This is a genomic window from Chitinophaga sp. H8 (assembly GCF_040567655.1).
GTDB classification, from domain to species: Bacteria; Bacteroidota; Bacteroidia; order Chitinophagales; family Chitinophagaceae; genus Chitinophaga; species Chitinophaga defluvii.
On the sequence record NZ_JBEXAC010000002.1, the window covers coordinates 74671 to 98916 of the forward strand.

16 protein-coding genes and 2 tRNA genes are annotated in these 24246 nt (G+C 43.2%); 5 read left to right on the forward strand and 13 right to left on the reverse strand.

What is annotated here, in order from left to right:
* Positions 1 to 2 precede the first annotated feature (2 nt).
* From ABR189_RS14045 to ABR189_RS14060, 4 genes are all read left to right on the forward strand, one after another.
* Positions 3 to 2162: a sensor histidine kinase gene (locus tag ABR189_RS14045; protein ID WP_354661146.1), complete on the forward strand. Its 2160-nt coding sequence runs from the start codon at positions 3 to 5 to the stop codon at positions 2160 to 2162.
* Between the two features lie 8 nt (positions 2163 to 2170).
* On the forward strand, positions 2171 to 3268 hold the full coding sequence (locus ABR189_RS14050) for a sensor histidine kinase (RefSeq protein ID WP_354661147.1): 1098 nt from the start codon (positions 2171 to 2173) through the stop codon (positions 3266 to 3268).
* Positions 3252 to 3671: a response regulator gene (locus ABR189_RS14055; protein WP_354661148.1), complete on the forward strand. Its 420-nt coding sequence runs from the start codon at positions 3252 to 3254 to the stop codon at positions 3669 to 3671. Before ABR189_RS14050 ends, ABR189_RS14055 begins: the two co-directional genes overlap by 17 nt.
* Before the next feature lie 66 nt (positions 3672 to 3737).
* Positions 3738 to 3810 (forward strand) — tRNA-Ala (locus tag ABR189_RS14060).
* 55 nt (positions 3811 to 3865) lie between these two features.
* Here the strand turns inward: ABR189_RS14060 and ABR189_RS14065 are convergent.
* The 13 genes from ABR189_RS14065 to ABR189_RS14125 all read right to left on the reverse strand — a co-directional run bounded on the left by ABR189_RS14065 (position 3866) and on the right by ABR189_RS14125 (position 23842).
* Entirely contained in the window at positions 3866 to 4936 is a 1071-nt protein-coding gene (locus tag ABR189_RS14065) for a dipeptidase (RefSeq protein WP_354661149.1), read from the reverse strand.
* 54 nt (positions 4937 to 4990) lie between these two features.
* Positions 4991 to 7450, reverse strand: coding sequence for an outer membrane protein assembly factor BamB family protein (locus tag ABR189_RS14070; protein ID WP_354661150.1), 2460 nt, complete (start codon positions 7448 to 7450; stop codon positions 4991 to 4993).
* Positions 7451 to 7576: 126 nt separating this feature from the next.
* Positions 7577 to 7993: a hypothetical protein gene (locus ABR189_RS14075; RefSeq protein ID WP_354661151.1), complete on the reverse strand. Its 417-nt coding sequence runs from the start codon at positions 7991 to 7993 to the stop codon at positions 7577 to 7579.
* A gap of 41 nt (positions 7994 to 8034) precedes the next feature.
* Positions 8035 to 8442, reverse strand: a complete 408-nt coding sequence (locus ABR189_RS14080; protein ID WP_354661152.1) for a hypothetical protein — start codon at positions 8440 to 8442, stop codon at positions 8035 to 8037.
* Positions 8443 to 8634: 192 nt separating this feature from the next.
* Positions 8635 to 10242: an IPT/TIG domain-containing protein gene (locus ABR189_RS14085; protein ID WP_354661153.1), complete on the reverse strand. Its 1608-nt coding sequence runs from the start codon at positions 10240 to 10242 to the stop codon at positions 8635 to 8637.
* Between the two features lie 42 nt (positions 10243 to 10284).
* Positions 10285 to 10983, reverse strand: coding sequence for a fasciclin domain-containing protein (locus ABR189_RS14090; protein ID WP_354661154.1), 699 nt, complete (start codon positions 10981 to 10983; stop codon positions 10285 to 10287).
* A 38-nt stretch (positions 10984 to 11021) separates the two neighbouring features.
* Positions 11022 to 12503, reverse strand: coding sequence for a RagB/SusD family nutrient uptake outer membrane protein (locus ABR189_RS14095; RefSeq protein ID WP_354661155.1), 1482 nt, complete (start codon positions 12501 to 12503; stop codon positions 11022 to 11024).
* Between the two features lie 23 nt (positions 12504 to 12526).
* Complete coding sequence (locus ABR189_RS14100) at positions 12527 to 15775, reverse strand: SusC/RagA family TonB-linked outer membrane protein (protein ID WP_354661156.1); 3249 nt, start codon at positions 15773 to 15775, stop codon at positions 12527 to 12529.
* A gap of 68 nt (positions 15776 to 15843) precedes the next feature.
* Positions 15844 to 16899: a DUF5007 domain-containing protein gene (locus ABR189_RS14105; RefSeq protein ID WP_354661157.1), complete on the reverse strand. Its 1056-nt coding sequence runs from the start codon at positions 16897 to 16899 to the stop codon at positions 15844 to 15846.
* Between the two features lie 70 nt (positions 16900 to 16969).
* A complete protein-coding gene (locus ABR189_RS14110; protein ID WP_354661158.1) occupies positions 16970 to 18148 on the reverse strand; it encodes a carbohydrate-binding protein in 1179 nt (392 codons plus the stop codon).
* 12 nt (positions 18149 to 18160) lie between these two features.
* Positions 18161 to 19645, reverse strand: coding sequence for a RagB/SusD family nutrient uptake outer membrane protein (locus tag ABR189_RS14115; protein ID WP_354661159.1), 1485 nt, complete (start codon positions 19643 to 19645; stop codon positions 18161 to 18163).
* A gap of 17 nt (positions 19646 to 19662) precedes the next feature.
* Complete coding sequence (locus ABR189_RS14120) at positions 19663 to 22662, reverse strand: SusC/RagA family TonB-linked outer membrane protein (RefSeq protein ID WP_354661160.1); 3000 nt, start codon at positions 22660 to 22662, stop codon at positions 19663 to 19665.
* Positions 22663 to 23704: 1042 nt separating this feature from the next.
* Positions 23705 to 23842 carry a hypothetical protein gene (locus ABR189_RS14125; RefSeq protein WP_354661161.1) on the reverse strand — a complete coding sequence of 46 codons (138 nt, stop codon included), beginning with the start codon at positions 23840 to 23842 and terminating at the stop codon, positions 23705 to 23707.
* Positions 23843 to 23914: 72 nt separating this feature from the next.
* On the opposite strand from ABR189_RS14125, the gene ABR189_RS14130 reads away from it, so the two are divergent.
* Positions 23915 to 23996, forward strand: a tRNA-Leu gene (locus ABR189_RS14130).
* The last annotated feature ends 250 nt before the right edge of the window (positions 23997 to 24246 follow it).

Consider the following 24246-nt stretch of genomic DNA (forward strand, 5'->3'; position numbering starts at 1 on the left):
ACATGCCTATACGCATTCTTATTTTATCGCTTTTTACCATCCTGTTCAGCTTTCGTTTGATAGCTGCCGATCCGGTGGTGTATACCAACCAATCCCGGTTAATACAAATAGGGAAACACCTGGAGCTGTATACCGATAAAAGCAACAAGCTGTCATTTGAAGAGGCTAAATTGCAAACTTTTACCTCCGCCAATCAGGAGGTGCCCAATTTACAGATTACTCCCTATACCCACTGGGTAAAATTTACACTGGAAAACAGATCTACCCTTACCAAATTATTACTGGAAGTTGAATCGCCGATCATTGATGATATCACCCTGTATGAGCCTTTGCCAAACGGGGAGATGAAAGCTACCCGACTGGGGGAATTTACCAGCTTCCATAACCGGCCGTTCAATCACCAGAACTATACCTTTTCACTCAATATCCCTACAGACTCCTCCCGTACTTACTATATTAAAGTAAAAGCAGGGGAACAGCTGCAACTGCCCGTATTTATCGGCCCTGCAGAGCTTGTATTTGAAAAGAATGACGAACGGGAACTGATCTTTGGTATATACATCGGGGTTATCCTGGCTATGACCTTCTATAACCTCTTCATATATATTTCCGTTAGAGACAACAGCTACCTGATATACGTATGCTATAACATCTGTGTAGGACTAACCCAGGCTACCCTGCAAGGCTATACCTTCAGGTTTCTCTATCCGGAGATTCCCTGGCTGGCCATGCATGCTACCGTATTGGTACCTATCCTGAACGGGCTCACCGCTCTGATGTTTGTGCAGCAGTTCTTATTAACAAAAGAGAACTTCCCCCTGGGGCATAAGCTGCTGAACTATGTGATCTATTTTTATCTGGGTTGTTTTATCCCCACCTTCCTGGATTATTATACTATTGCCCAATTATGGGTACAGGTAGGTGCCTTTACCGGTTCAGTACTCATTTTTATAGTGGCCTATCGGATTAACCTGGCAGGTTTTGCCCCCGCGCGTTTTTTCCTGGCGGCCTGGTCTATTTTCCTCGTCAGTGTATGCGTATTTGTGCTCAGGAACTTTAATGTCCTGCCCTATAATAACTATACCTATTATGCTTTGCAATTTGGCTCTGCACTGGAAGCACTCTTACTTTCCTTTGCCCTGGCCCATAAAATAAATGTGCTGAAAGCCGAAAAAGAAACTTCACAGGCCCTGGCCCTGAGCGCATCCCTGGAGAACGAACGGCTGGTGAAAGAACAAAATATCATATTGGAAACCAAAGTACAGGAAAGAACGGAAGCCTTACAATCCAGCAACCAGGAATTGCATGTTGCACTGACTAACTTGAAAGAAGCCCAGACCCAACTGGTAGAAAAAGAGAAAATGGCTTCCCTCGGTCAGCTCACGGCGGGTATTGCCCACGAAATCAACAATCCTATTAACTTCGTTACTTCCAACATTAAACCACTGAAACTAGATATTGCCGACCTCAGAAGCGTGTTAGACAAATACGAGGGCCTGGAAGGCAGTCCGGATATTTCAAAAGGACTGAAAGAAATTGCAGCTTACAAGCGGGAAATAGATATCGATTATATTCATGAGGAAATCAACTCCCTCATTAAAGGCATCGAAGATGGAGCTACCCGTACGGCTGAAATTGTTAAAGGACTCCGTACCTTCAGCCGCCTGGATGAAAGCGATGTAAAATCCATCGATATTCATGAAGGACTCGATTCTACCCTGGTTTTATTGAGAAACAGTACCCCTTCCAACCTGAAAATCATTAAAAATTATGCAGATCTTCCCAAAATAGAATGCTATGCCGGGAAAATCAACCAGGTGTTCATGAACATCTTTACCAATGCCCTCAATGCCATTAAAAGCAAACCGGAAGGCGGTGATGAGTATATCAGCATCACTACCAACCGGGAAAGTGAGAACCTTATTTCCATCAAAATCAAAGATTCCGGTATAGGTATGAGCGCGGCGGTAAGGGAAAAAATCTTCGATCCTTTCTTTACCACTAAAGATGTAGGAGAAGGGACTGGCCTGGGCCTTTCTATCGTTTTCAGTATCATTGAAAAGCATCATGGCAAAATAATTGTAAATTCCGCTCCTGGCGAGGGTGCAGAATTTATTATATATTTACCTTTAGATATAGCAAACCGTTCAACCTTATCTTAAATGCCCTAATGAAAGATAGCCGTATCAGAATACTCTATATTGATGATGAAGTTCATAACCTCAATGCCTTTAAAGCAAGTTTCAGAAGAAGTTATGAAATTTATACTGCTAACTCCGCGCAGGAAGGGAAACTGTTATTGAAAGAAATAATGGTGCACATCATCATTGCGGACCAGAAAATGCCTGTGGCCACAGGGGTCGACTTCTTTAATGAAATAAAGGAAACCCTCCCGGACCCTATCAGGATTCTCCTTACGGGGTATACCGATGTGGAAGATATTATTGATGCCATCAACAAAGGGCATATATTTTCCTATATCAAAAAACCCTGGGATGAAAATGAACTGCACAGAACAATCAATAATGCCTACGAAATATACCGTACCCGTAAGCAGCTAAAGGAAAAAATAGAAGAACTCGAAAAAACCAATGATGAACTAAACCGGTTTATCTACTCTACCTCTCATGATCTGCGCTCTCCATTAATGTCTGTTCTGGGCATCATCAACCTGACCAGGCTGGATAATTCCGTTGTGGATCCTAACAATTATGTGGGTATGATAGAATCCTGCATCCTGAAACTGGATGGTTTTATTCAAAAGATCATTGAATACTACCGGAATTCCAGGCTGGATGTAGAATATGAGAAAATCGACTTTAATAACCTGCTGAACGACTGTATTATTGCATTCCAGCCTCAGGATACTTCTATTCAGTTCCAGATGAACGTAGACCAGGCATTTGACTTTAAAGGAGATACCTTCAGGATCAGCGTGATCCTGAATAACCTGATCTCCAATGCTGTCAAATACCAGAAACCGGATGAATCCAATCCGCTGGTAGACCTATCGGTAAAAGTAGAACCCCACAAGGCTACAATATGGATTAAAGACAATGGCATCGGCATTTTGAGTGAGCACCTGAACAACATTTTCAAAATGTTTTTCCGCTCCAAAAACAATAATAAACCTGGTAGTGGTATTGGTCTGTACATTGTAAAAGAAGCATTAAACAAAATTGGTGGTACAATTAATGTAGAATCCAAGTACGGAGAAGGCACACAATTTGAAATTACCATCCCAAACAGAAATGAATTCGATACCTGATCTGCGTGTCATATTAATAGATGACAATGACATCGATTTATTGCTGCATGAGCGGTTGATTACACTTCAACATCTCAGTAGAACCGTGATCACATTTTCCAATGCGAACAAGGCACTGGAATTCCTGTCGTCTAATATTTCTCTGCCTAAAATTCCTCCTACCGTCATTTTACTGGATATTCAAATGCCGGAAATGGATGGATTTGAATTCCTACGGGCTTTCGATACCTATCCGTATAAAATCAAATCACAATGCCACATCATCATGGTGTCGTCCTCCCTTGATTATGGTGATATTACACGCACCAATGCCAATCCTTTGGTATACAAACTCCTGCGGAAACCACTATTGATGAAAGATATTAAAGAAACCATAGAAGGAATTTTTAAAGATTTTTTATAAATCGCTTGATATTCCGGGAAAAGATATATTTTTGCACTCCCGCAAGGGGAATTACCAGTTATAAAAGGGGGATTAGCTCATCTGGTAGAGCGCAAGCATGGCATGTTTGAGGTGATCGGTTCGAGTCCGATATCCTCCACAAAAAAGAGATCACCATTGTGGTGATCTCTTTTTTTATGTCTGTAAACAGCGGATTATTTCCACGCATGTTTTAAAAAACGGGTCCAGTTGCCATGCATAATATTCTCAATATCCTCCGGTCCATACCCTCTTTTGGCGAGCATGTCGGGCAACCGCTGCAAATCAGCAATCGTATCCAGATCATAAGGCGACTGCTCTTTACCATAGGCGCCGTCCAGATCTGTTCCAATGCCTATATGTAGGGTATTACCTGCCAGCTGGCAAATATGATCCATATGGTCCAGCATTTTTTCCAGGTCACAGCCCATCTCCCGTGGTGTTGATTTTCCACGTACCCAGCCAGGTACCATCATCCAGGCATCCAGTGCGCCGCCTATTACTGCACCTTTTGCAATCAATGCACGGATCATTTCATCGCTGAACTGCCGGTTATGATCTACCAATGCCCGGCAATTATTATGGCTGGCCCATACAGGGCCGTTAAAAAGCTCCATGGCATCCCAGAAAGCATCATCACATAAATGGGTAGCATCCAAAATCATATTCAGCTCTTCCATCGCTTTAAGCAGCATCCGTCCATCCTCATTTAAATGCCCGGTGGCATCCGTACCATTGGCATAGCGCCCAGGGCCATAATGGGCCGGTCCCACCGCCCGCAAACCACGTGCCGATGCTATATACAGATGATCCAGCGTAATAAGCGAATCAGCCCCTTCCAGACTGAGAATATACCCAATAGGTTTATGGTCTGCTGGTGTGCCGTCGTTCCATAAGGCCAGGTGCTGTTCCAGGTCTGCTTTTTCTTTTATCATCACCATTTCTCCGGCATCTTCCATCGCTTTATACCAGGCAGCCTGTGCCTGCGTTTGGGCCCAGGCCTGCTCCGGCGAATGCCATCCCGGCAAAGCATTGTCAGGCGCTACATAACGCGCTATCTGAGTTGCTACTACCAATCCGATATTTCCTTTTCTTAACTCAGGGAAAGCAACGGTGCCATTACCCCGGTCCGGCTTATCCTTCATGCCTGCTTCGCGCTCCCGGATGGCAGATACAGGTTGCCGTAAATCCCTGTTCCATTCCATCGCATTCATACTAAGGTCCAGATGTGCATCTATTGTAAACATACTTTTGTAATTAGGGTAGTAATGAGCTATCTATCGAAAATAAGTATTTTTTAATTAAAGCCTGAACGCACACACGTTGCCCGAAAAATCAGCAGTGAACAACATATTACCGCTAACAGCTACTTCTGCAAATACCGGGCTGCCCAGGTTATACCTGGCTACCACACTGCCATCAGCAGCTGATAACACATAAAAATAACCATCGCTGGCGCCGAAATACAAATGATCTCCGATTTTTACCGGGGTAGATTCAATTGTGGCGGAAGCCGGCCTTGAATACGGGGCAGAATAAAACATGGCTTCTCCGGGTACAAACTGCCAGGCCTGTGCCCGTGTAGCCTTATCATATGCTACCACACCATCAGCGGCCGTACACACGATCAGATGCTTTTCTGTAACTACCGGTGCTGTCATTGTTTTAAGGTCATACCGCATCGCTATCTCTTCTACTGTTTTTCCCGTAAGCGGGTCAATCACATGCAGCTTGTTGATCCCATACACATACAACTTTCCATCGTAAAAAGCCGGGGTACCACTTCTGAAACGGATACCTTCATCGTCACGTTTCCAAAGTAATTTACCATTTATAGCGTCATGTGCAAACAACGCCTGCCAGTTAGCAGATGTGACCAACAGGTTATTTTCCAGCGCCATAGCTGCGGGGGTACCATCCCCTCCCTTCCAGGATTGGTTAGTCCAGATCACGCTCCCATCCTTTATCTGCAAGGCATGCAGACTGCTTCCCTGTCCGGTATAATAAACACCTTTGTCTGCTACCCCTCCTCCATAAAAACCCGGTAATCCTTTTATCGCTCCGGTATGTTTCCACAATAGCTGCCCGTTGTCCGCTTTTAAAGCATAAGTGATCCCCTCTGCATCTGTGGCCAGGATCATATTGGCGGTATAGGTAATGGCATGTTTTATGGAATTACGTGTTTTATACTGCCAGATCATTTTACCATCAGCAGCATTCAATGCTGTAATACCGCAATGCTTATTCTCTTCATCATCAATAGTTGCTGTAAACACCTTTCCTGCAGCATATACCGGGGAGGCTTTCCAGATATTCCCACCCACATTGGTAGTCCAGGCCAATACCGGCTTTCCGCTTTTAGAGGCTGCTACCACTCCATTGCGTTGTGCATTGTTTAATAACGCTGGCCAATCTGCACCTGCTGCCAGGGTAACCGGCTTTCTGTTAAGTGCAAAGGTGTCTCTGCGGAATAATACCTCCCCACTTTTCAGGGTAGCCTCCACCGTAGTATACCAGGACTGATTCCCGGCGGGCACCTGCATAACGGCTCCCCAGTTCCAGTCTGTTTTTGCATGTAACGGAATACTTTGCTGCAAATGACCTTTCTGATCATACAACCGGAAAACCACCTTATCGACGATAGCTGCAGTATGATATACATTAACACTTACCGGTACTTTACCACCAGCAGGTACATACATATTCGCGGCAGGAGATACCAATGCCATTTTCCGGTCTACGTAAGTATACCGCCGTTGTATTTTTACCAGCCCCTGTTTATTTACAGATATCAGCTCAAAATTGCTGGCACTATTATCAATACCCCCGCCAACTGCCGGGGCACTGCAGATAGAACGGATACCACTGTTGCCATGCTCCCTGGAAAAATTAAAATGCCAGTGCCCGTATATCCAGGCCTTTAATGGATACTTATTTAAATCAATGCTTGCTCCTTTGCCGGAATGAAAAACAAATGCACTATCATACGTGAGCAGGTCATGATTAAAAATGACAATGGCCTTGTCAGGGTCTGCCTGTGCCAGATCATTTTTCAGCCATTGGTATACATCATCCGCAGTATAAGAAGGGGTATAATCGCCGGAGGCCATAGGAGTTACGATAAAATGTACATTCCCTACATCAAAGGAGTAAAACACCGGGCCAAATAATTTTTCATATAACTCCTCACCATAAGCCCCCTTTACCAGGTCATGGTTGCCAATGCAGTAATAAACCGGCAACCCCATTGTTCCGGTGTTTAACTGACGGGCATGAAATTTCATGCCTTCTTCATAACAAATATCACCGGTATGAATGAGAAAATCCACGCCTTCCGTTGCCGCATATTTTTTGATCTCAGTCACCCACGCTCCATACATAGGTGTTTCTGTATCTGTCATCCGGAGAAAGGTGGCATTTCCTGATGCTTTTTGCGGCATAGGTACGATACCAAAATTGCAGGTATCCGGCTTTTCGCCCACACTGCGGAAAAATGTACCAACAGTTTTATAACCTGCAGGAGTAGTCAGAAATATAAACCTGGACCTGTTATGCCCCGGCAGTGTATAATTCCCTCCGGCATCGGTTACTGTTACATGCAACCCATCTGAAACACGTATATTCCCCATTCCCTGTTCTGTGGCATCCGGCTGACCATTTTCATTTTTGTCGATAAAAACCTTGCCTGAAAACTTTTGTGCGGTTGCTACAGTGGTGCCCAGCCATAAAAAAATAATAATGCTTGTAATCCTGCTGATCATTACTGCCAATTATTAAATACTTATTATAAATTGCTTAAAAGGTAACGGTTGCTCCGCATATGGAACAACCGTTACCTTTTGTAAGATATAAACTTTTACCCGGTGATTGAAACAAATCCCGGTTCCTCAGTTAGCGTACGATGGATAAGTTTTTGTATCCTTCACCATGTATAATGAACTACCACTTAAAGGATAATATTGCATGATACGGACATAATATTTTGAAGTAGCCGCGCCTGAATATACGGTAGCATCCACATTCAGCGTATTTACCACATCAATGGTATGGAACAACCCACTTGGGTAAGGTACCGACAAATAAGATAATGTATGTTCTGAGTTATCTGCCAATACCTCTACCAGCGTTAAACTGCACCAATAATCATTGGCCACCAGGTAGCCTGCAGGCCATCTGTCATAAAGCCTGAATGAGCAGCTAATGGTACCATTATTATTATTTTGGTAGGTGGCATACAAATACTCCTGTGCATTTACAGTACTGGTGGCTACCAGCAATAAAACAAACAATACTAATTTTTTCATGTTGATTAAATTTGAGGTGAAGAAAAAAAACACTGTTCAGGTCAGATGGCCGCCTTAGGTACAGTATTCGTTTCCTGTATCATATAGGCACTGGGAATATCCCAGGGATGATAATGCCATAGCTGGACATAATACTTTGACGAAGCCGCGCCTGATGATAAGACAACGGTGCTACTGATCCCATTTACTACATCAATGGTTTTGAAAAGATTATTCCCTGCAACATTCGATAACTGCACCTCCGTTCCGTTACTTAATACTTCATAAACGGTAACACTGCACCAGCAAAAATTAGTGACCAGGTAACCGGAAGGCCATCTGTCTGCAAGCTGGGCCTGACAGGTCAAGGTACCGTTTCCGTTGTTATGAAAACTGACAGTAATATTCTCCTGTGCTTTAACCGCTACACTTGCGAGCAGGATAAAAGCAAATAATAAGGCTTTTTTCATATGGATTACATTTAGGGTAAAAGAAATATGCCGGGTAAAAGTTTGCGTAAGGATGAATCACAAATACAAAGGGTCACAATTTCATAAATCGGGCCAACTGGAAAAGTAAAAATAAGGTCACGGGGATTTAAAGTTGCTGTCAGCTGGCACATTAAAAAGGGGCCGACCAGTATTTTGGTCAGCCCCCAAAGGTTATTGATATTTTATTTTCACGATCCTGTTATGGTTACTGTAATCATACTTGGTAAAATTACCTACCATAAACATTGCTTTTTCTCCGGATATCTGTAAAATTTTTGCCAATGCACCTCTTGAACCGTATTCTCCGAGGGTGATCCCTCCATTGGTATTGTATGCAGGATGCAAAGTTCCATCTGCGTTCAATACCACAACGTTATTGCGCGGAATACCATCAAACTTATCAAAAGTTCCACCCAATATCACTTCTCCCCCAGGCATTACACTTGCGGCATAAATAGCGCCATCTGTTCCCTTGGCTACCTTAAAGGCGGGGTCATATGCACCATCCGCAGTAATCCTGGCTACTCTCGGTACCTTTTGTCCATTATAGTTATTAAACGCTCCCATGATCAGAATCTTTCCATCTGCCGGCTGCCTTTCTATATTGTAGATAGCAAGGTCCGCTCCTGTTCCGGGATTAAAGGTTGGGTCTACGCTACCATCCGTATTCAAACGGGTAATACGGCGTACTTCCTGCCCGTTAAATTTGGTAAAATTACCTGCCACCAGTAGCTTACCATCCGGCAGGAAGATTGTTTTATTGATAGAACCATTTGCCGCTTCTCTTCCCCGGTGATTCACCAGATCATAGTTGTAGGTTGTATCCAGGATACCGTCGGGATGCAAGCGGATAATATTATTTACACGGGTAGAATCCAGGTGAACAGAATCTCTTAACCCATCTACGGTGATCAGGTTAAAGTTGGGTTTTACATAATATTGAAAACCTCCTACCACAATAATTTTACCATCCTGCTGCACATACACTGCGTTGATAAAACCAGACACACCACCTTTCATAGCAGATATTACTTCATCCTTGCCTGATATCTGCCGGGTAATTTTATCGGTTTCCAGTCTGCCATCATGATTTAAACGGCCTATATTCAGTGCATAAGGTGTATTGTCAAAACTATTAAAAGCTCCTCCTACAATAAACCTGTTTCCGGAAGCTGCCGCTATGCATATCACGGCAGAATTAGAGCCGGAGTTCTCGCCAAAATTGAAACTTTCATCGAAAATACCATCCTTATTAAAACGAGCTACACGGTTGATCCCGCCAGGTTTGCTCTTATTGTCATAATCTGTAAATTCACCTACTATCACAAATTTGTCACCATCAGGAATGATATCATAGATAATATTATTGGCGCCTCTGAAACTGGGAAATTGCGGATCCACTTCAAACACACCCCGTACTTTAAAGAACGGGCCATAGAAATATTGCTGTCCTACTTGTATCGCTACTCCTCCTGTGCTGGCCAGTTCAGGAATTTTCACCCGTACGGTAGTATCCGTTATAGCTACTACGGTAGCCTTTTGTCCGTTAAAAAGCACGGACATAATATCTTTGTTCTTTTCAAATCCCTTCCCGGAGATCGTTACTTCGTCATTCACTTTCCCTTCTGTAGGGCTTATTCCATCTTTTTTAATGGTGATCGCCGGCAGTACTATTTCTTCGTATGGGTCCTTACCGGAACTTTTAACGCTTTCTTTTGCACAGGAACCTAATATGCAGGCTGCCAGCAACACAGGGATGAAATATGTATATACTTTCATAATCATTTTTGTTTTGTTATTTGATATTTCGCTGGTTCCCTATCACCGGTTTAATAAGTATTCTTCTGCCATCTGCAAAAATGCATTCCCCCGGAATCCAAAGGTATGCCTGGTACTGAGCACATGCAGGACACCGTTTGTTGGCTGGATATCAGAAGTAGCCACAATTTCAGAAGGATTATTTTTAAACGTCATAGGATCAAAAGAAATGTCGGTGATCCTCAGCAAACGCGCGCCCACCGCTTCTACGCCATTATAATTCTCATATATCAACCCTATATTAAAAATGTAACCACTTTGCATCACATAGTTAATCCCCGGATAAGCAAAGACATTATTGGGATCTACCCGGGCAAAATCTTTAGCCAGATGACGGCCATCCATAATATACATAGATAAAAACCGCTTCCACACCGCCGGATCAATATCTTTCAGGAATACACTATCTTCCAGACTAAAATACCGGTATTCATTAAGGTCATCCATCGCTCTCCTGATCGCATCATCCGTTGGAGAGAAAAAAGTCACAGAATCTTTCTGTAAAGTTTCTTTAAGGCCTGCCCGTTCTATGATATAAGCAATCGTATCCAGCAAAAGCGGATTGTTGGCGAGATAATCATAAATGGTCCCCTTATAATGCGGATCAGCAAGTCCGGTATCTATATAATAATCCTTCTTACATGCATTCAGCAATATTGCTCCCAATAGCAGTATACCAACAATTGGCAATAATTTTTTCATAACATATTTTTTGGCAGTGAGTAGCATCGCTTTTATCATTATTTCACCCAGTAATCATTTTGTGTAATCAGCGGATTGTTCTTTACGGCATCATCATAGATGGGCCATGTCCAGGCACGTTTGGCCATCTGTTCTGTTGTGAGATAGTTTTCGCACGCTTCCTTATCCATCACCCGTCCGGTACGTACTAAGTCATACCATATATGCCCTTCGCCCATCAGCTCTTTTTCTCTTTCCAGGAAAATAGCATCCTGCAAAGGTTTTCCGGTGTTGCCAGTATACAATCTGGCCCCTGCGCGTTTCCGGATCATGTTTAATAAAGTAATGGCTTCGCCATCCTGTTTAAGATTGGCCAGTGCTTCTGCCCGTAATAAAATCAGGTCAGCATAACGGAACAGGATAAAGTTGGCATCATAATCTCTCGTATCCGGGTTAGATACAGAAGAAAATTTCAGGAACATGGCCGACTTGCCGTTATTCTGGCTGTAAGGATCATCAAACCAGAGTGTAAAACGGTTGTCAGGTTCTCCGGGAGGATACATCCGGTTCAGGTGTTTGATCATCGGGGTGATTTCACTGCTGGCACCATTATCCAATGCTGAATTAATAATAGGTTTATGCAGGGTCCATTGGCAAATCAGCGAATGGAACTCTACTCCGTAGTTAATATCAAGCGACAATTCAAAGATTCCTTCTTCGGAACGGCCTTTAAAGATGTTCTGAAATGATTCCTTGGTATAGGGAACCAGTTCGTAAGCGTGCAGGTCCATCACTTCTTTTGAAAGATCAGCTGCATTCTGCCAGTATTTATTCACATTGGCTTTATCAAATCCTGCCAGCCACATGTTCATATGTGCCATCAAGGTAAGCGCTGCCCCCTGTGTGGCTCTTACAGCCCGGTTAGCAGGATCCGAATAACTTACCGGCAAATCATCTTTACAGGAAGCCATATCCTCCAGGCAGGTTTTCAATACCTCTTCCATTTTTACCCTTGGCCGGATACTGATATCATAAGCATCAAATTGCAGGGGGACATCTCCGTACATACGTACCATAAAGAAGTAAATGAAAGAACGGATAAACTTCGCTTCTGCTACCAGGGTATTTTTTTCTGCGGTCGTAAAATCGCTTTGCTCTATCTTGGGAATCCTGTCAATACACAGATTAGCAGCTGCAATTGCCTGATAAAAGGTTGCCCATGATTTACCATCAGCGGTATTATCACTGCTTCCCAGCCAGCCGGATGTCATCAAATTTAAGCCCAATGCACGCAGATTATCCTTTCCAAACCAGTTCCAGTTGCCTGCCCGAAAATCCGCATTGTTATACAATGTACTATTCGTAAACTTTGACAGTAACTTATTATAAGCACCTATAACCGCCTTATCCGCATCTACTTTATTCTTCCAGAAATCATTTCCCGAAAGTGTGTCCAGCGGTTTTACTTCCAGAAATTTCTTACAGCCATCCATGCTTATCAGCAAGCACAACAGCAGCCCAATTCTGTACCATGTTTTCATAACCGAATTCATTTATAATGTCATTAAAATTGAGCACCTATCCCAAATGTGAAACTGCTGGCAGCAGGATAACCATTAATATCATCCCTTCCCAGTGATGTAACTGTTTCCGGATTGGGACCGGAATAAGGCGAGAAGATGCCCACATTATACGCTGTTAAATAAGCCCGCAGCATGCGCAGATTCAGCTTCTTCATAAAACCGAAATTCCGGAAACTATAAGCAAATGTGATCTGGTTGATCTTGAAGTAAGAGCCATCTTCCTGATATAAACTCTGGTCCAGCCGGTTGGGTGCTACTGCGCCATCATGCTGGAAGGAACCTACTACCGCCGGGTATTTGGCAATATCGCCAGGTCTTTGCCAGGAATCCAGCAGGCTCAGATCATACAGATTCACCGGGCCTTCAGCAGTACCGCCTGAAGTAAGCGCCCATGGATACTGTAAACGCCATATCCTGGCTGCAATAGCATTATTCAGGATGCTCCTGTCTTTCAGATAAGAACAAAATATACTGAGGGAAAAATTCTTGTAGCTGAAAGTATTGTTCAATCCACCAGTGATTGCCGGATCAGGATTCCCCGTAATAATGTAGTCTGCCGCACCCAGGTTGTAATCACCATTCAGGTCCTTCCAGATAGGGTCTCCTCCCTGAAAGTATTGTGTACCACCACCCAGGAATGCCTTATAGCGTACGCCACGTACAGGATCTACCGGTACATCATCGGTAGTAGGATATACCCCTGTTGTTTCATACATATAATTGCTGATCGGATTGCGGCCTACCTTCAATGCCATAGACTGGTAGGTGGGCGCGCCCTGATCCCAGCGATAAAACTGACCACCACCAGGCAGCTCTGTCAGAATCCCTTTATTGTAGGCACCATTAATGGAAATGGTCCATTGAAAGCCTGTTACATTGGTAGATGCAATAGGCCGTGCAGTAATGGATATCTCATGCCCATAGTTCACCATCGCACCACCATTTACCTGTACCTTACCATAACCGGTAGCATCTGGTAAATAGTAGTCGCGCACCAAGTTGTAATTCCGTTTATAATAAGTATCGTAAATGATTTCTATCCGGCTCTTCAGGAAACCCAGGTCTACCCCAAAGTTAAACTGGGAAGACTTTTCCGGTTCCAGAGAAGGGTTAGGCATTACATCAAACCGGGGTGTAACACCTGAAATATTATTATAGGGTTTTCCCAGCTCATATACCCCCAATGAGTTCAGCAGTGTAGCGGTAGGACGGCTGTTTACACCATAGGTTACACGGACAGAGCCATAGTCCAGCCAGTGCATTTCACGCATGGCATTTTCCTTGGAAAAATTCCAGCGCACACCCACCGATGGATTTTTAGTGTAAGGATTATTTACCCCGGCAGCAGAGTTACCATCCAGACGGTAGGCCAGATCTATGCTATACTTTGTTCTGAAATTATACGATACAAACCCTGCCCAGGACGCTGCATGGTATACATACGATACAGGCGTCCCATTCACATTTATTCCTGCCGCATCATTCCAGGGATTACCAGGATAAAACCGCGGGGAATATCCGCGAGGTCCCCAGTAATAATCATTAGGACCATTACGCACATCGCGGATATGCTGATTATCTGTTTTAATATTTATTTCACTGAATATACTGGCATAAATATTATGCCCTTTTTCCACACTGGTACGGTTGCTGCTGAAGTTATAGTTAATACCATTACGTGTATTTAGTTCATCATGGCGGCCTACAAATCCGTACAGTCCTGTCTGATTATTGTTAGAAAAGGCCTGATTGAAACGATCCCTGGTATCTGTGTAGTAATCATAGGAAGTGGTGGAGTTAATTCTGAAATTATCAATAAACTCATAATCCACATCCACAAATCCACGGATATTCACGGTATTATTATCATCAATATTATTCTTGTAACCTTCCAGCTTGGAGTTACCTATGAATGAAGAAGGACCTGGCATCAGCGAAGAGGTAAATGCACTTCCGGCACCATTATCCGTTAACCCTCCGCCATTACCTCTTTGTTTCTGACCTAATGCCCCAAACAACTGCGCTCCTATGCGCAACCGCTTGTTTGGCTGCATATTTAATTGCATGTTCAGGCTGTACTTATTGAAGCCGGTGTTTTTGATAACCCCTTCATTCCTTTGATAAGCCAGGTTGGCCTTGTAATTCATTTTGATATCCCCGCCACTCACCTGCACGTTATTATTTGTATTTACTGTGGTTTGATAAAACAAGCCCTGCCAGTCAGTAGAATTGTTATAAAAACTATTGAGGCTATCTGTCAGGAATTGTACATTGATGTTAGGTTCTCCATTCCCGAGTATATTACGTGCATGCGCCTCATCTCTGGCATTCTGCAGGATTGAATTAATACGATACCGGCGCTCTGCATTTCCCCCTACCGTTGGTCTCAGCTGAGGCGCTTTATTCACAAATACACTGCTATTGATATCGATGATAGGCGTAGGTGAATTACCACGTCTGGTGGTAATTACAATTACCCCGTTTGCCCCACGGGATCCATACAGGGAGGTAGCCTGTGCATCCTTCATAATTTCGATAGACTGGATATCTTCCGGAGGAATCAGCGCCAATGGCCCGGTGGCAGCGCCAGGTTGCAGCATAGATTGGGAGATCCCACCATCAAAGTCAATAGGAACGTTATCTATTACCAACAGTGGGTTATTGGTAGCCAGGTAGGCCTGATCACCATTCCCGGAGATATTCAGCTGGGAAACCCCACGGATAGAAACCGTTCCACGAAAACCAGGTGCACCGGTATTATTCTGAATATTCAACCCAGCCACTTTACCCTGCAACAATTCCTGCACATTACCTACCGGCACGTCCTGCAGATCCTTACCAGAAATCACTGCCACAGAACCGGATACCGTTTCCTTGGTTCTTTTCTGATATCCTACTACCACTGCTTCTTTCAATGACTTATTTTCCATGGTAAGGCTGATATTCATCACTGCCTTTACTTTGGCCGTTTCATATTTATACCCTACATAACGGAACTGTACGCTTTTATCACTTTCTATGGTAAATGTAAAATTACCATCAGGGTTCGTTACCCCCAATCCCTTATTAGCACGCACATCAATAATCGTTACTCCTGGTATTCCTTCCCTGGTAGCAGCATCTGTAACGCGGCCTTTAACTGTAATTTTTTGCTGAGCAAATGCGGTGGTGCAGCATAGTACTAACTGCATCAGCAGCATAACCAACATTCCTGAGTACCGTTTAATCATGGCACATATTTTTTTAAGAAGATTTCAGAATCCGAATACAGCATAACTAAGACAATGATGATTCCCCATCAATCGTTGATAAACTTGGGGTTTTTGCTAAACTTGTAAATGATCTCCCAGTTGCCAGGCTCATAGATCGCAAATCCAAATGACAGTCCTGCCTTCCGGAGTTGACCAAAGGCTATCCTGGTATAGGTAAAATTGATGCCGGCCATTTCTCCTCCCGTACCTACATCCGCCAATACCGGGAAAGGATTAGTGATATCATATTTCACAGAGGTACTGTCTTCTGCCATTTTCCGGTTAAATCCAAAATGTACCCAGGCATCCGCAGTCGGACTCCGGTACATCAGCGTATCCCATTTCATATCATTAAAACGGGAAATGGGTATGGGCATGGAATCCTTATCAAAGAATTTATACGTTACCGAATTCCCGTCTGCATTTCTTTTGTGGAAATAAATAATCACATCCTCCCGCTTGATATCATTGTTCAGCTCATCTTTCATTCCTGCTACTTCGGGGTGCAGAAAAATAAGTCTGCCATCCTGTTCCTTTTTCTGTAATCCCGTTACGTCATCAAATTCATAGGGATCATAAGGACGGGGGCGTTTTACCTGCAGGATTATTTTTCTGAATACCTTTTGTCCTGCATCATTTTTTACCCGCATATCAAAGGTGTAGATACCCGGTTTTATTTTTGAGGAATCTGTATTCCAGAAAATCACATCTCCCGAATTGGGTCTTACATCCAATACCGGACGTTTTGCTTTTTCACGTTTGGCATCTATCTCTGCAATTGTTTTCTCATCCCCTTTATAATATTTTTTCCATTGCCAGGTATCTATCTCCTCCCTTAATTCCGGAGCGGCGGTACTATCTTCATGCTTCACATTCTCAATGGTAAATGTTAAAGGTTGTGTAGAGTAATCAGGATTAAAGTCCGCGATGAATACATTCGTACGTCCCAGATTTACCTCATACCTGTCTTTTCCTAAATTGGCATTTTCGCTGAAATAACTTTTTTCTTTCGGCAACAGGCTTTCGTAGCATCCGGTAATGGTGGTTGCCAACGTTATACCGATAGCGGTACAGAGCAGCACATGATATTTTGTCCGATTCATTTGATAACATTTAATGTTTTAAAATGGGTTGCTGTCAGCTCCCCGCCACTTGCTCCATGCAATACTTTCTTTACTTCTTTGTAAAGATTAACCGGTGAATATTAAACCCACCATTATCTGTATAACACTGTAAAACATGTATCCCTGCTGGTAGCTCCACCGTGGTATGCACTCCATCCCAGTTCTGCCAGCCACCGGTATACCACATGTTGATCAAACCGCTCACATCTTTACCATCAATCAATAACCGTATTCTACCATTACTATCTCCTCCGGCAAACCTTGTTTCCACATCATACGTTCCGGCTTCTTTGATGTCTACCGTGTAATTCATCCATTCTCCACCGCCTGTCCATCCTACGTTGTAAGAACCTCCGGGGCTATCGCCGTTGCCCTTTCCTTCACTACAGTTTTCTATGTCCACATTATCTCCTACCCCCGCTCTGTACTTACCACCATTATTTCCATTATCATTATCATGAAAGGCTAACCCTTCTCCACCTTCATCATAATCTGCCGACTCTACAATTCCGGGTATAGGAGCCGGATACCCCAGGAAGGGGCCCTGTATTGGCAGGAGTGATTCCGGAAACGCCATCCCCACAAAAGAAATAAACCCAAACACATGCGATCCTTCCAGGATATGCATCATCCCATTTTTTGTTTTCACATCTACATTCTGTGTGCGGGCAGGTGTCCAGAACTTATTGATCCTATTCCTGTTTTTATCGCTATATACCACTACCAGCGTACCTCCTCCTACAGCACCGGATGCATTGGTAGCTGTTAAACTGGCATGCATATCATAATCATAAAGTGTAGCCAGATCTGCTCCATCGGCATATCGCATGGAATCAGCGGTAATGATTCCCCGCACGATATACCGGCGCATCAGTGAATCCCATACATTTAATGGTACACTGTCTATCGTCCAGTTCGGATCACGGCCCAATCTTCTCCTGGTAAAGTTTAAGTTTTCGAGGGCCGTTTTGATGCTAATATCCTGAGGTACAAAAAAGGTGACCTTTTCATCGTTCAGCGTATCCTTTAAATTCAGTTTATCCACCAGCTGTAAAAGCGTATCATACAGCTCTCCCTGCTTCTTCAGAAATTCGTAAGTACTCTCCGGCACTTCCGATTTAGGCTGGGCATTCCGGTATTGTTCCATTGTTTTTTTACAGCCCACAAAACTGTAACAACAACCTGCCACCAGGATTACCATTGTTATTTGGAAGAAATTTCTTTTCATGGCACAAGCGTATTATTTCCAGAAACTATTTTGAACCAGTGATTTATTGTTTGACAGTGCACTCTGAGAAAGCGGCCAATAAGCTGCACCATTGTTTACATCTGCCTGCGTCAGATTGGTATATACAGGGATCTTCTTAAAATGGATCAGATCATACCAATACCAGCCTTCTCCCATCAGCTCCCGGCGCCGCTCCAGGAATATAGCATCCATCAAAGCATCTCCCTTCACCAGGTTGCCATTGATATTCTTCAATGCTCTTTGCCCGCGGATAGTATTCAAATCATCTACCGCATTGTCCATACCTAACCTTAACCTGCATTCAGCACGGAGCAGGAACAGTTCTTCATAACGGAATATGATGATACAGGAAGAGTATAGTTTTAATGTGGGGTTCTTTACAGCACCATCCAGTTGTTTGTTCTTATAAAACACGGGGTAGGTTTCATTCATCTTGGTAAAATACCGTTCAAAGCGCTCATCTCTTCTTTCGTTGTAAATACTGAGGATACTGTCTTTAGATACATAAATTTCGGATTCTCTTTTCGGGATATCCGGTTCCCGGAGTGTCCAGTCCTCCAGCTGGCCGGTAGAAGCAATTTCAGCATGGTCAAAGTTCAGGTCTATCTGGAAAATATTGCTTCTTCCCCTTCCATAAAAAGAGCCATTCAACCGGGTCAGCTCATCTGCACTCACAAAATAATAGTCTGTCAGAGACTGGTTATTGATCACGATGTCAATATACTTTAGTGCATTAGGATAGTCATCCTGCCAAACATATGCATGTGCTGCCAGCGTATAGGCCATTCCTTTAGTAGCAAATATGGAGGCGTGGTGTCCTATCCCCTGTCCACGGTATTCTCCCTGCTGCTCGGGCGACTGGCCATTATATCTCCAGGGCAGTCCTTCTATAGAAGCCAGCGCTTCACTAATAGAAAAATCCAATACTTTTCTCCAGTTTTCCCGGGCTATCACTTTGGTAGTACCATCTGCCGGCAGTGTTACCAATGGTACATCTCCCCAGATCCTCACCATATAATAATACAGGAAAGCTCTCACATACCTGGCCTGCGCCAGGTCCAGCACCATTTCATTCTGTGAATACCGGTAATCTTTTTTTACGATGCCAGGTAACCGGTCAATGGTGAGGTTACATTGTGCAATAGCGGCATAAAACCGGCGCCAGTCGCGCCACTGGTCCATAGTAGTAAAGTTGGCGTTCAGGTTGCTTTCTTTTACTGCCTGCAGATCCCCCCGCTTGGTTACCTGAAAATCTCCTCCCCGCAAATCCCCGTAAGCCCAATGCGCATTTTCATTCACTATCGCTGCACGCATCAGCGCATAACAAGCTGTTAAGCCTGCACGGGCATCATTCTTATTCTGCCACATGTTTTCTTCCGTTAAAGCACGGTGGGAAGGAATATCCAGCATTTTATTGCAGGAAAGGAAACTCCCTCCCAGTAATAACAATATCCCAATAATGGCCGTATTTCGCATGATCTTGTTTTTTAACATCAGAATTGAAAATTGAAACCTACTGTAAAGCTGGTGGGGGCGGCCCAGTTGTAATACCCTTCGTCATAACCAAAATATCCAATCGCTTCAGGATCTCCTCCCTTATACTTTGTCCAGGTAAGCAGGTTATTACCGGTAGCGTATATACGCAAACTCTCTATGCCTGATTTTTTCATCCAGGCAGATTGCAGGTAATGCGTGAGAGTTACCGCACGCAGTTTCACGTAGGAAGCGTCTTCCATAAATAGTGTCTGGTTGGGCTGGTAGGCATAAACCGGACTCCAGGGATTATACATGGGTATTTTACTGTAATCCCCTTCCACTTTTGTCCAGTAAGTAATTTCCTTAATCCCTTTAGGATCATCTATACCTTCCCGGTTAATAAAATCAAAGCGGTTGGCCAGGGCTTCGTTAATCACTTTACGTCCAAAAGCATAGTTCAGCAATACATTCAGCTCAAATGATTTATACCGGAAAGTGTTGCTAAAACCACCCATGGCAGCTGGCGATAAACGGCCGGTCATGATACGGTCCTTATCATTGATATCATAGTTACCATCCAGGTCTTTCCACTTGGGATCACCCGCTTTCATGGTTACTCCCTGGTAAGACATTTTTTTACCATTAGCTGGATTTACCGGTACTTCCGCATCCGTGTTATAAATGCCTTCATTAATGAGCAGCCAGTAGCGATCTACCGGTTTCCCTACCAGGAAACGTTTGTTGCTGATCACCAGGTCCGTTAATCCGTCCGGCATTGCTATCAACTTATTCTGGTTGGTATAAATGCTTAATCCGGTAGACCACTCAAATTGTTTTCCCTGCACCACATCTGCATTGATACTTAACTCATAACCATAGTTGCGGATAGCCATCCCATTTTTAATAATTCCGGTATACCCTTCTTCTTCCAGTGTAGGAATTTTCAACACCATATTGCGGTCTGTTTTGGAATATACATCCAGTGATACCCGCAGGCGATTGCTGAACATCGCTACATCCAAACCGCCATTGAGCTGTTCCACGTAAGGCCATTTGGTACCAGGCACTACGTATCCTGTTCCAAATGCACCATTAATAGCAGGAAAACCATTGTAGGTAGACATATTAACAGCACCATTCCATCCTGCATCCACATTATAAACAGGACCACCTTTATAAAGCTCGTCCATTAGCAGGCGGCCTACGCGTCCCCAGCTGGCACGAAGATTCAGGTTATTGATCCAGCCTGCCTGCTTCATGAAATCTTCATTGGAGATTTTCCAGGATGCGGAAATAGTAGGAGAAGTAAGCCAGCGGTTTTCGCCAGGCAGATAGGAGGTCCCATCACGCCTTACATACAGGCTTACAAAATATTTTTGCAGGTAGTTATAGCCTACATTACCATAAAAAGAGGCCAGGTTGGATTGTGTAAAATCCTTGGCATTAAACATCAGGCGGATATTGGTAAACCGGCCCTGCTTATTGTCATCATTTCCTGGCTGATAAATTTTGATAAAGTCACTGGTACCCTTATAAGCACGTCCATAATCATAACGCCATTTATCCCATTGGTTATACTGGCCCAGTGTTATATCCAGCTGATGCTTATCGTTGAACCTTTTATTGAACCGGAGTGAATTATCCAGCACCAGCCTTCTGTTCAACCCATCAAAATTTGATACAAAACTATTTCCTTCTCCCAGCGACACCGGTACAAAATAGTCTCTGAAATTTTGTCCGTAGTCAATTCCAAAACGGCTATTGAAGGTGAAGTGATCAGATATGACATAGTTGGCATTTGCCAGTATCCTGGCAGCATTATTCCTGTTGCGGTTAATTCCGTTGTCAAGATTAAAATAATATTGTTGCAGAAATTCTTTATTGGGAGATGGAGGTGTTTCATAGTTAAACAGGTAATCTTCATCATTAGCCCGGTCTCTGATAAATTCACTTCTTTTGCGGTTTACAGTAGCTGCACTGATATAGGTAGTGATCATCAGATTGCGCACCGGCATGATATTGATTCCAAAGTTCACATTATAGCGCTGCAACCCGGTTTTGTCATACACACCTTTTTGGGATGCCTGCCCTATACTGAAACGGAAGTTAGCCAATGGCGTACCACCGCTTACAGATGCCTGCACACCATTATTGAATCCGGTGTGATAAAACAGATCGTCCCAGTTGGCAGGTCCGTAATACCTGGCCTGGGAAGAATCTGCCAGATAACGTGGATAGTTTCTCCATTGGGTTTCATTAGCGTACTTATCATAAAAAGGCAGCCTGAAATCACTTTCATACTTACCGTTTACCACATCTACTCGTGGTTTCACTGCAATACCGGCGTAAGCATTTAATGATACCTTCATCTTTCCTACCCGCGGTGCTTTGGTAGTAATGTTTATTACACCATTTGCCGCCAGCGGGCCATATTTAGCGCTGGCACCAAAGTCTTTCAGTACATCTATACTCTCAATATCATTAATGTCAAGGAAGTTAAGCAAGCTGGTTTCTGTACCCAGCCTGTTAAAGTCGAAGCGTTGTATTTCGTAGGCAAAAGCATGGTCCATGATCAATGGAATGCCATCCACTACATAGGTAGGCTGTGCATAAAAGATGTCGCTGTTCTTCAACAAAAGGGAAGCACTCCCCCGGATAAACATGCTGTTTCTTTTACCAGGTTCTGCAGTAGGTGTGCGTACATCTACTCCTGTTACTCTTCCTATCAGCATCTGGTCAATGCTGGTATAAGGCAGTTTCTTTACTTCATTAATATCTAACGAAGAGATAGCCCCATTTACTTCATTATGGAGGAACAACTCATTGTTGTAAAACAAACCGGAAGAGTCGCGGGAGGTGAGTACTTTTCTTTTTGCAAACGCAATTGAATCAGCACGAGCTCTGGAGGTATCTTTACTGGTATACAACACTCCTTGTGCATAAATCGCCGCAGACGCAGACAAGAGTAGTATTAACAAAAAGACACCTCGGTGCAGAAAAGAATAAAAGCATTTCATACGTAGTATGTTTAAGACATAGTGAGCCTGAGGGGCAAAGTGCATTGCTCCTGATCTGAGTTTATTTCTGGCAATAAAAGGCAAACAGGTCCCATTTCCTTTATGGAAAAGGAATTTTAACTGAATGCACATGCAATAATTTATCTCCCTGGCCTGTATACTGACCAATGTAAAACCTGAGTAAGCAGGGAGACAAAATTGAAAACTAAATAGCAGGCCTGTTAGCCGCTGTTACGTGGAATGTAATGTTCAATCATGTGTTAAGCAAATTGTGGGTACGTGAAATTGTGTTAACTGGTCCTCATCTACACTTCAATTACAGAGTCTTGTTTTGCGCTGACATGTACATCATGTTATCCATTGCTCACGGGGCTACTTACTCATATCAGTACAAACGGTTGCTATTTAAATTTTGGTTCTGTTTGGTTTGATTTGGTTCTGTTCGACTTGGTTCTCTTTTGGTTTCCCAATTTCTATGCTACCTACCAAAAATAAGGAGCTAAACCGATTTTTCATAGTTTTTAACGTTTTTTTTTGAAACTATTTTTTTAGTGTCAACAAAACATTGCTGTATTGCTACCAATTCCATGCAGTTAATACTTTTTCAACAGGGTGTTTGCAAACTATTTTTTCATGTTCCCGCAATTCCGTCAGTTTAAAAACATGTTACAACAAATAGATTATTACGTGATCGGGCATACGAAATATAAAGCAGGTATACATACTTACGTTTTAGTTATATGCTACCCATTTATGGTTTTATGAAAAAAGTGTTTTACCGGCACCCGGAATTATAAAAGGAGAAAAGACATCCGTAAACCAAATTCAGGATTAAATCACCCGGATGTAAACTACAATCAGGATTTATTAACAAAAGGTGTAAACCTATAACAGGATTAGACCAATTACTGCTATGGGCCTATGTTTCAATAGGGATATCCCGTAGATATCCCGTATATGTCCCGTAGATATCCCGACAATATAGCCAGTCGGGATATCTACGGGACATCTATGGCACATCTATACTTTATAGGTACTTTAATCAGGTAAAATGACAGGGAATGCCACCTGTTTGTAAGGTGGATACCCTATCTATGCCCCCTGATCTGACCTTCCTGGCAGGCACAGGAGTGCTACCGGAGGCACTTCCCGGTATTTTTCCCCAGAATCCATGATTCATTTTTTTAATTCGCAAAAAATAATACCTTTGCAATCCTTTAAAAGTAAACCGAGTGCTTTTAAGGAAATGCCCGCGGGTGTGGTGAAATTGGCAGACACGCCAGACTTAGGATCTGGTGCTTCGCGGCATGTAGGTTCGAGTCCTATCACCCGCACTTCCCAGGGAGAAATTTATAATTTCTCCCTTTTTTTATGCCCTGTGGGGCGTATCATCCTTCCAGGAGCATAACGGTACAGACAAAATATCTTACCTTTGCAGCCGTTAAAATGTATTTTAACTACCCTGATTTTAATGAAAATATTGATTTACAATATTTTATATTTATGAGGGTCATGTATACACCAGATTATCAGGGAATGCTGCCAACCGGAGCAGGGTATTATTAGCATAATTTGCAATACATA

Bases quoted from the DNA above. Each gene is read 5' to 3' on its own strand.
- ABR189_RS14110 (WP_354661158.1), bottom strand. From the start codon at position 18,148: ATGAAAAGAAATTTCTTCCAAATAACAATGGTAATCCTGGTGGCAGGT.
- ABR189_RS14080 (WP_354661152.1), bottom strand. From the start codon at position 8,442: ATGAAAAAAGCCTTATTATTTGCTTTTATCCTGCTCGCAAGTGTAGCG.
- ABR189_RS14095 (WP_354661155.1), bottom strand. From the start codon at position 12,503: ATGAAAACATGGTACAGAATTGGGCTGCTGTTGTGCTTGCTGATAAGC.
- ABR189_RS14125 (WP_354661161.1), bottom strand. From the start codon at position 23,842: ATGAATCATGGATTCTGGGGAAAAATACCGGGAAGTGCCTCCGGTAGC.
- ABR189_RS14055 (WP_354661148.1), top strand. From the start codon at position 3,252: ATGAATTCGATACCTGATCTGCGTGTCATATTAATAGATGACAATGAC.
- ABR189_RS14050 (WP_354661147.1), top strand. From the start codon at position 2,171: ATGAAAGATAGCCGTATCAGAATACTCTATATTGATGATGAAGTTCAT.
- ABR189_RS14045 (WP_354661146.1), top strand. From the start codon at position 3: ATGCCTATACGCATTCTTATTTTATCGCTTTTTACCATCCTGTTCAGC.
- ABR189_RS14120 (WP_354661160.1), bottom strand. From the start codon at position 22,662: ATGAAATGCTTTTATTCTTTTCTGCACCGAGGTGTCTTTTTGTTAATA.
- ABR189_RS14075 (WP_354661151.1), bottom strand. From the start codon at position 7,993: ATGAAAAAATTAGTATTGTTTGTTTTATTGCTGGTAGCCACCAGTACT.
- ABR189_RS14105 (WP_354661157.1), bottom strand. From the start codon at position 16,899: ATGAATCGGACAAAATATCATGTGCTGCTCTGTACCGCTATCGGTATA.
- ABR189_RS14115 (WP_354661159.1), bottom strand. From the start codon at position 19,645: ATGCGAAATACGGCCATTATTGGGATATTGTTATTACTGGGAGGGAGT.
- ABR189_RS14065 (WP_354661149.1), bottom strand. From the start codon at position 4,936: ATGTTTACAATAGATGCACATCTGGACCTTAGTATGAATGCGATGGAA.
- ABR189_RS14100 (WP_354661156.1), bottom strand. From the start codon at position 15,775: ATGATTAAACGGTACTCAGGAATGTTGGTTATGCTGCTGATGCAGTTA.
- ABR189_RS14070 (WP_354661150.1), bottom strand. From the start codon at position 7,450: ATGATCAGCAGGATTACAAGCATTATTATTTTTTTATGGCTGGGCACC.
- ABR189_RS14090 (WP_354661154.1), bottom strand. From the start codon at position 10,983: ATGAAAAAATTATTGCCAATTGTTGGTATACTGCTATTGGGAGCAATA.
- ABR189_RS14085 (WP_354661153.1), bottom strand. From the start codon at position 10,242: ATGAAAGTATATACATATTTCATCCCTGTGTTGCTGGCAGCCTGCATA.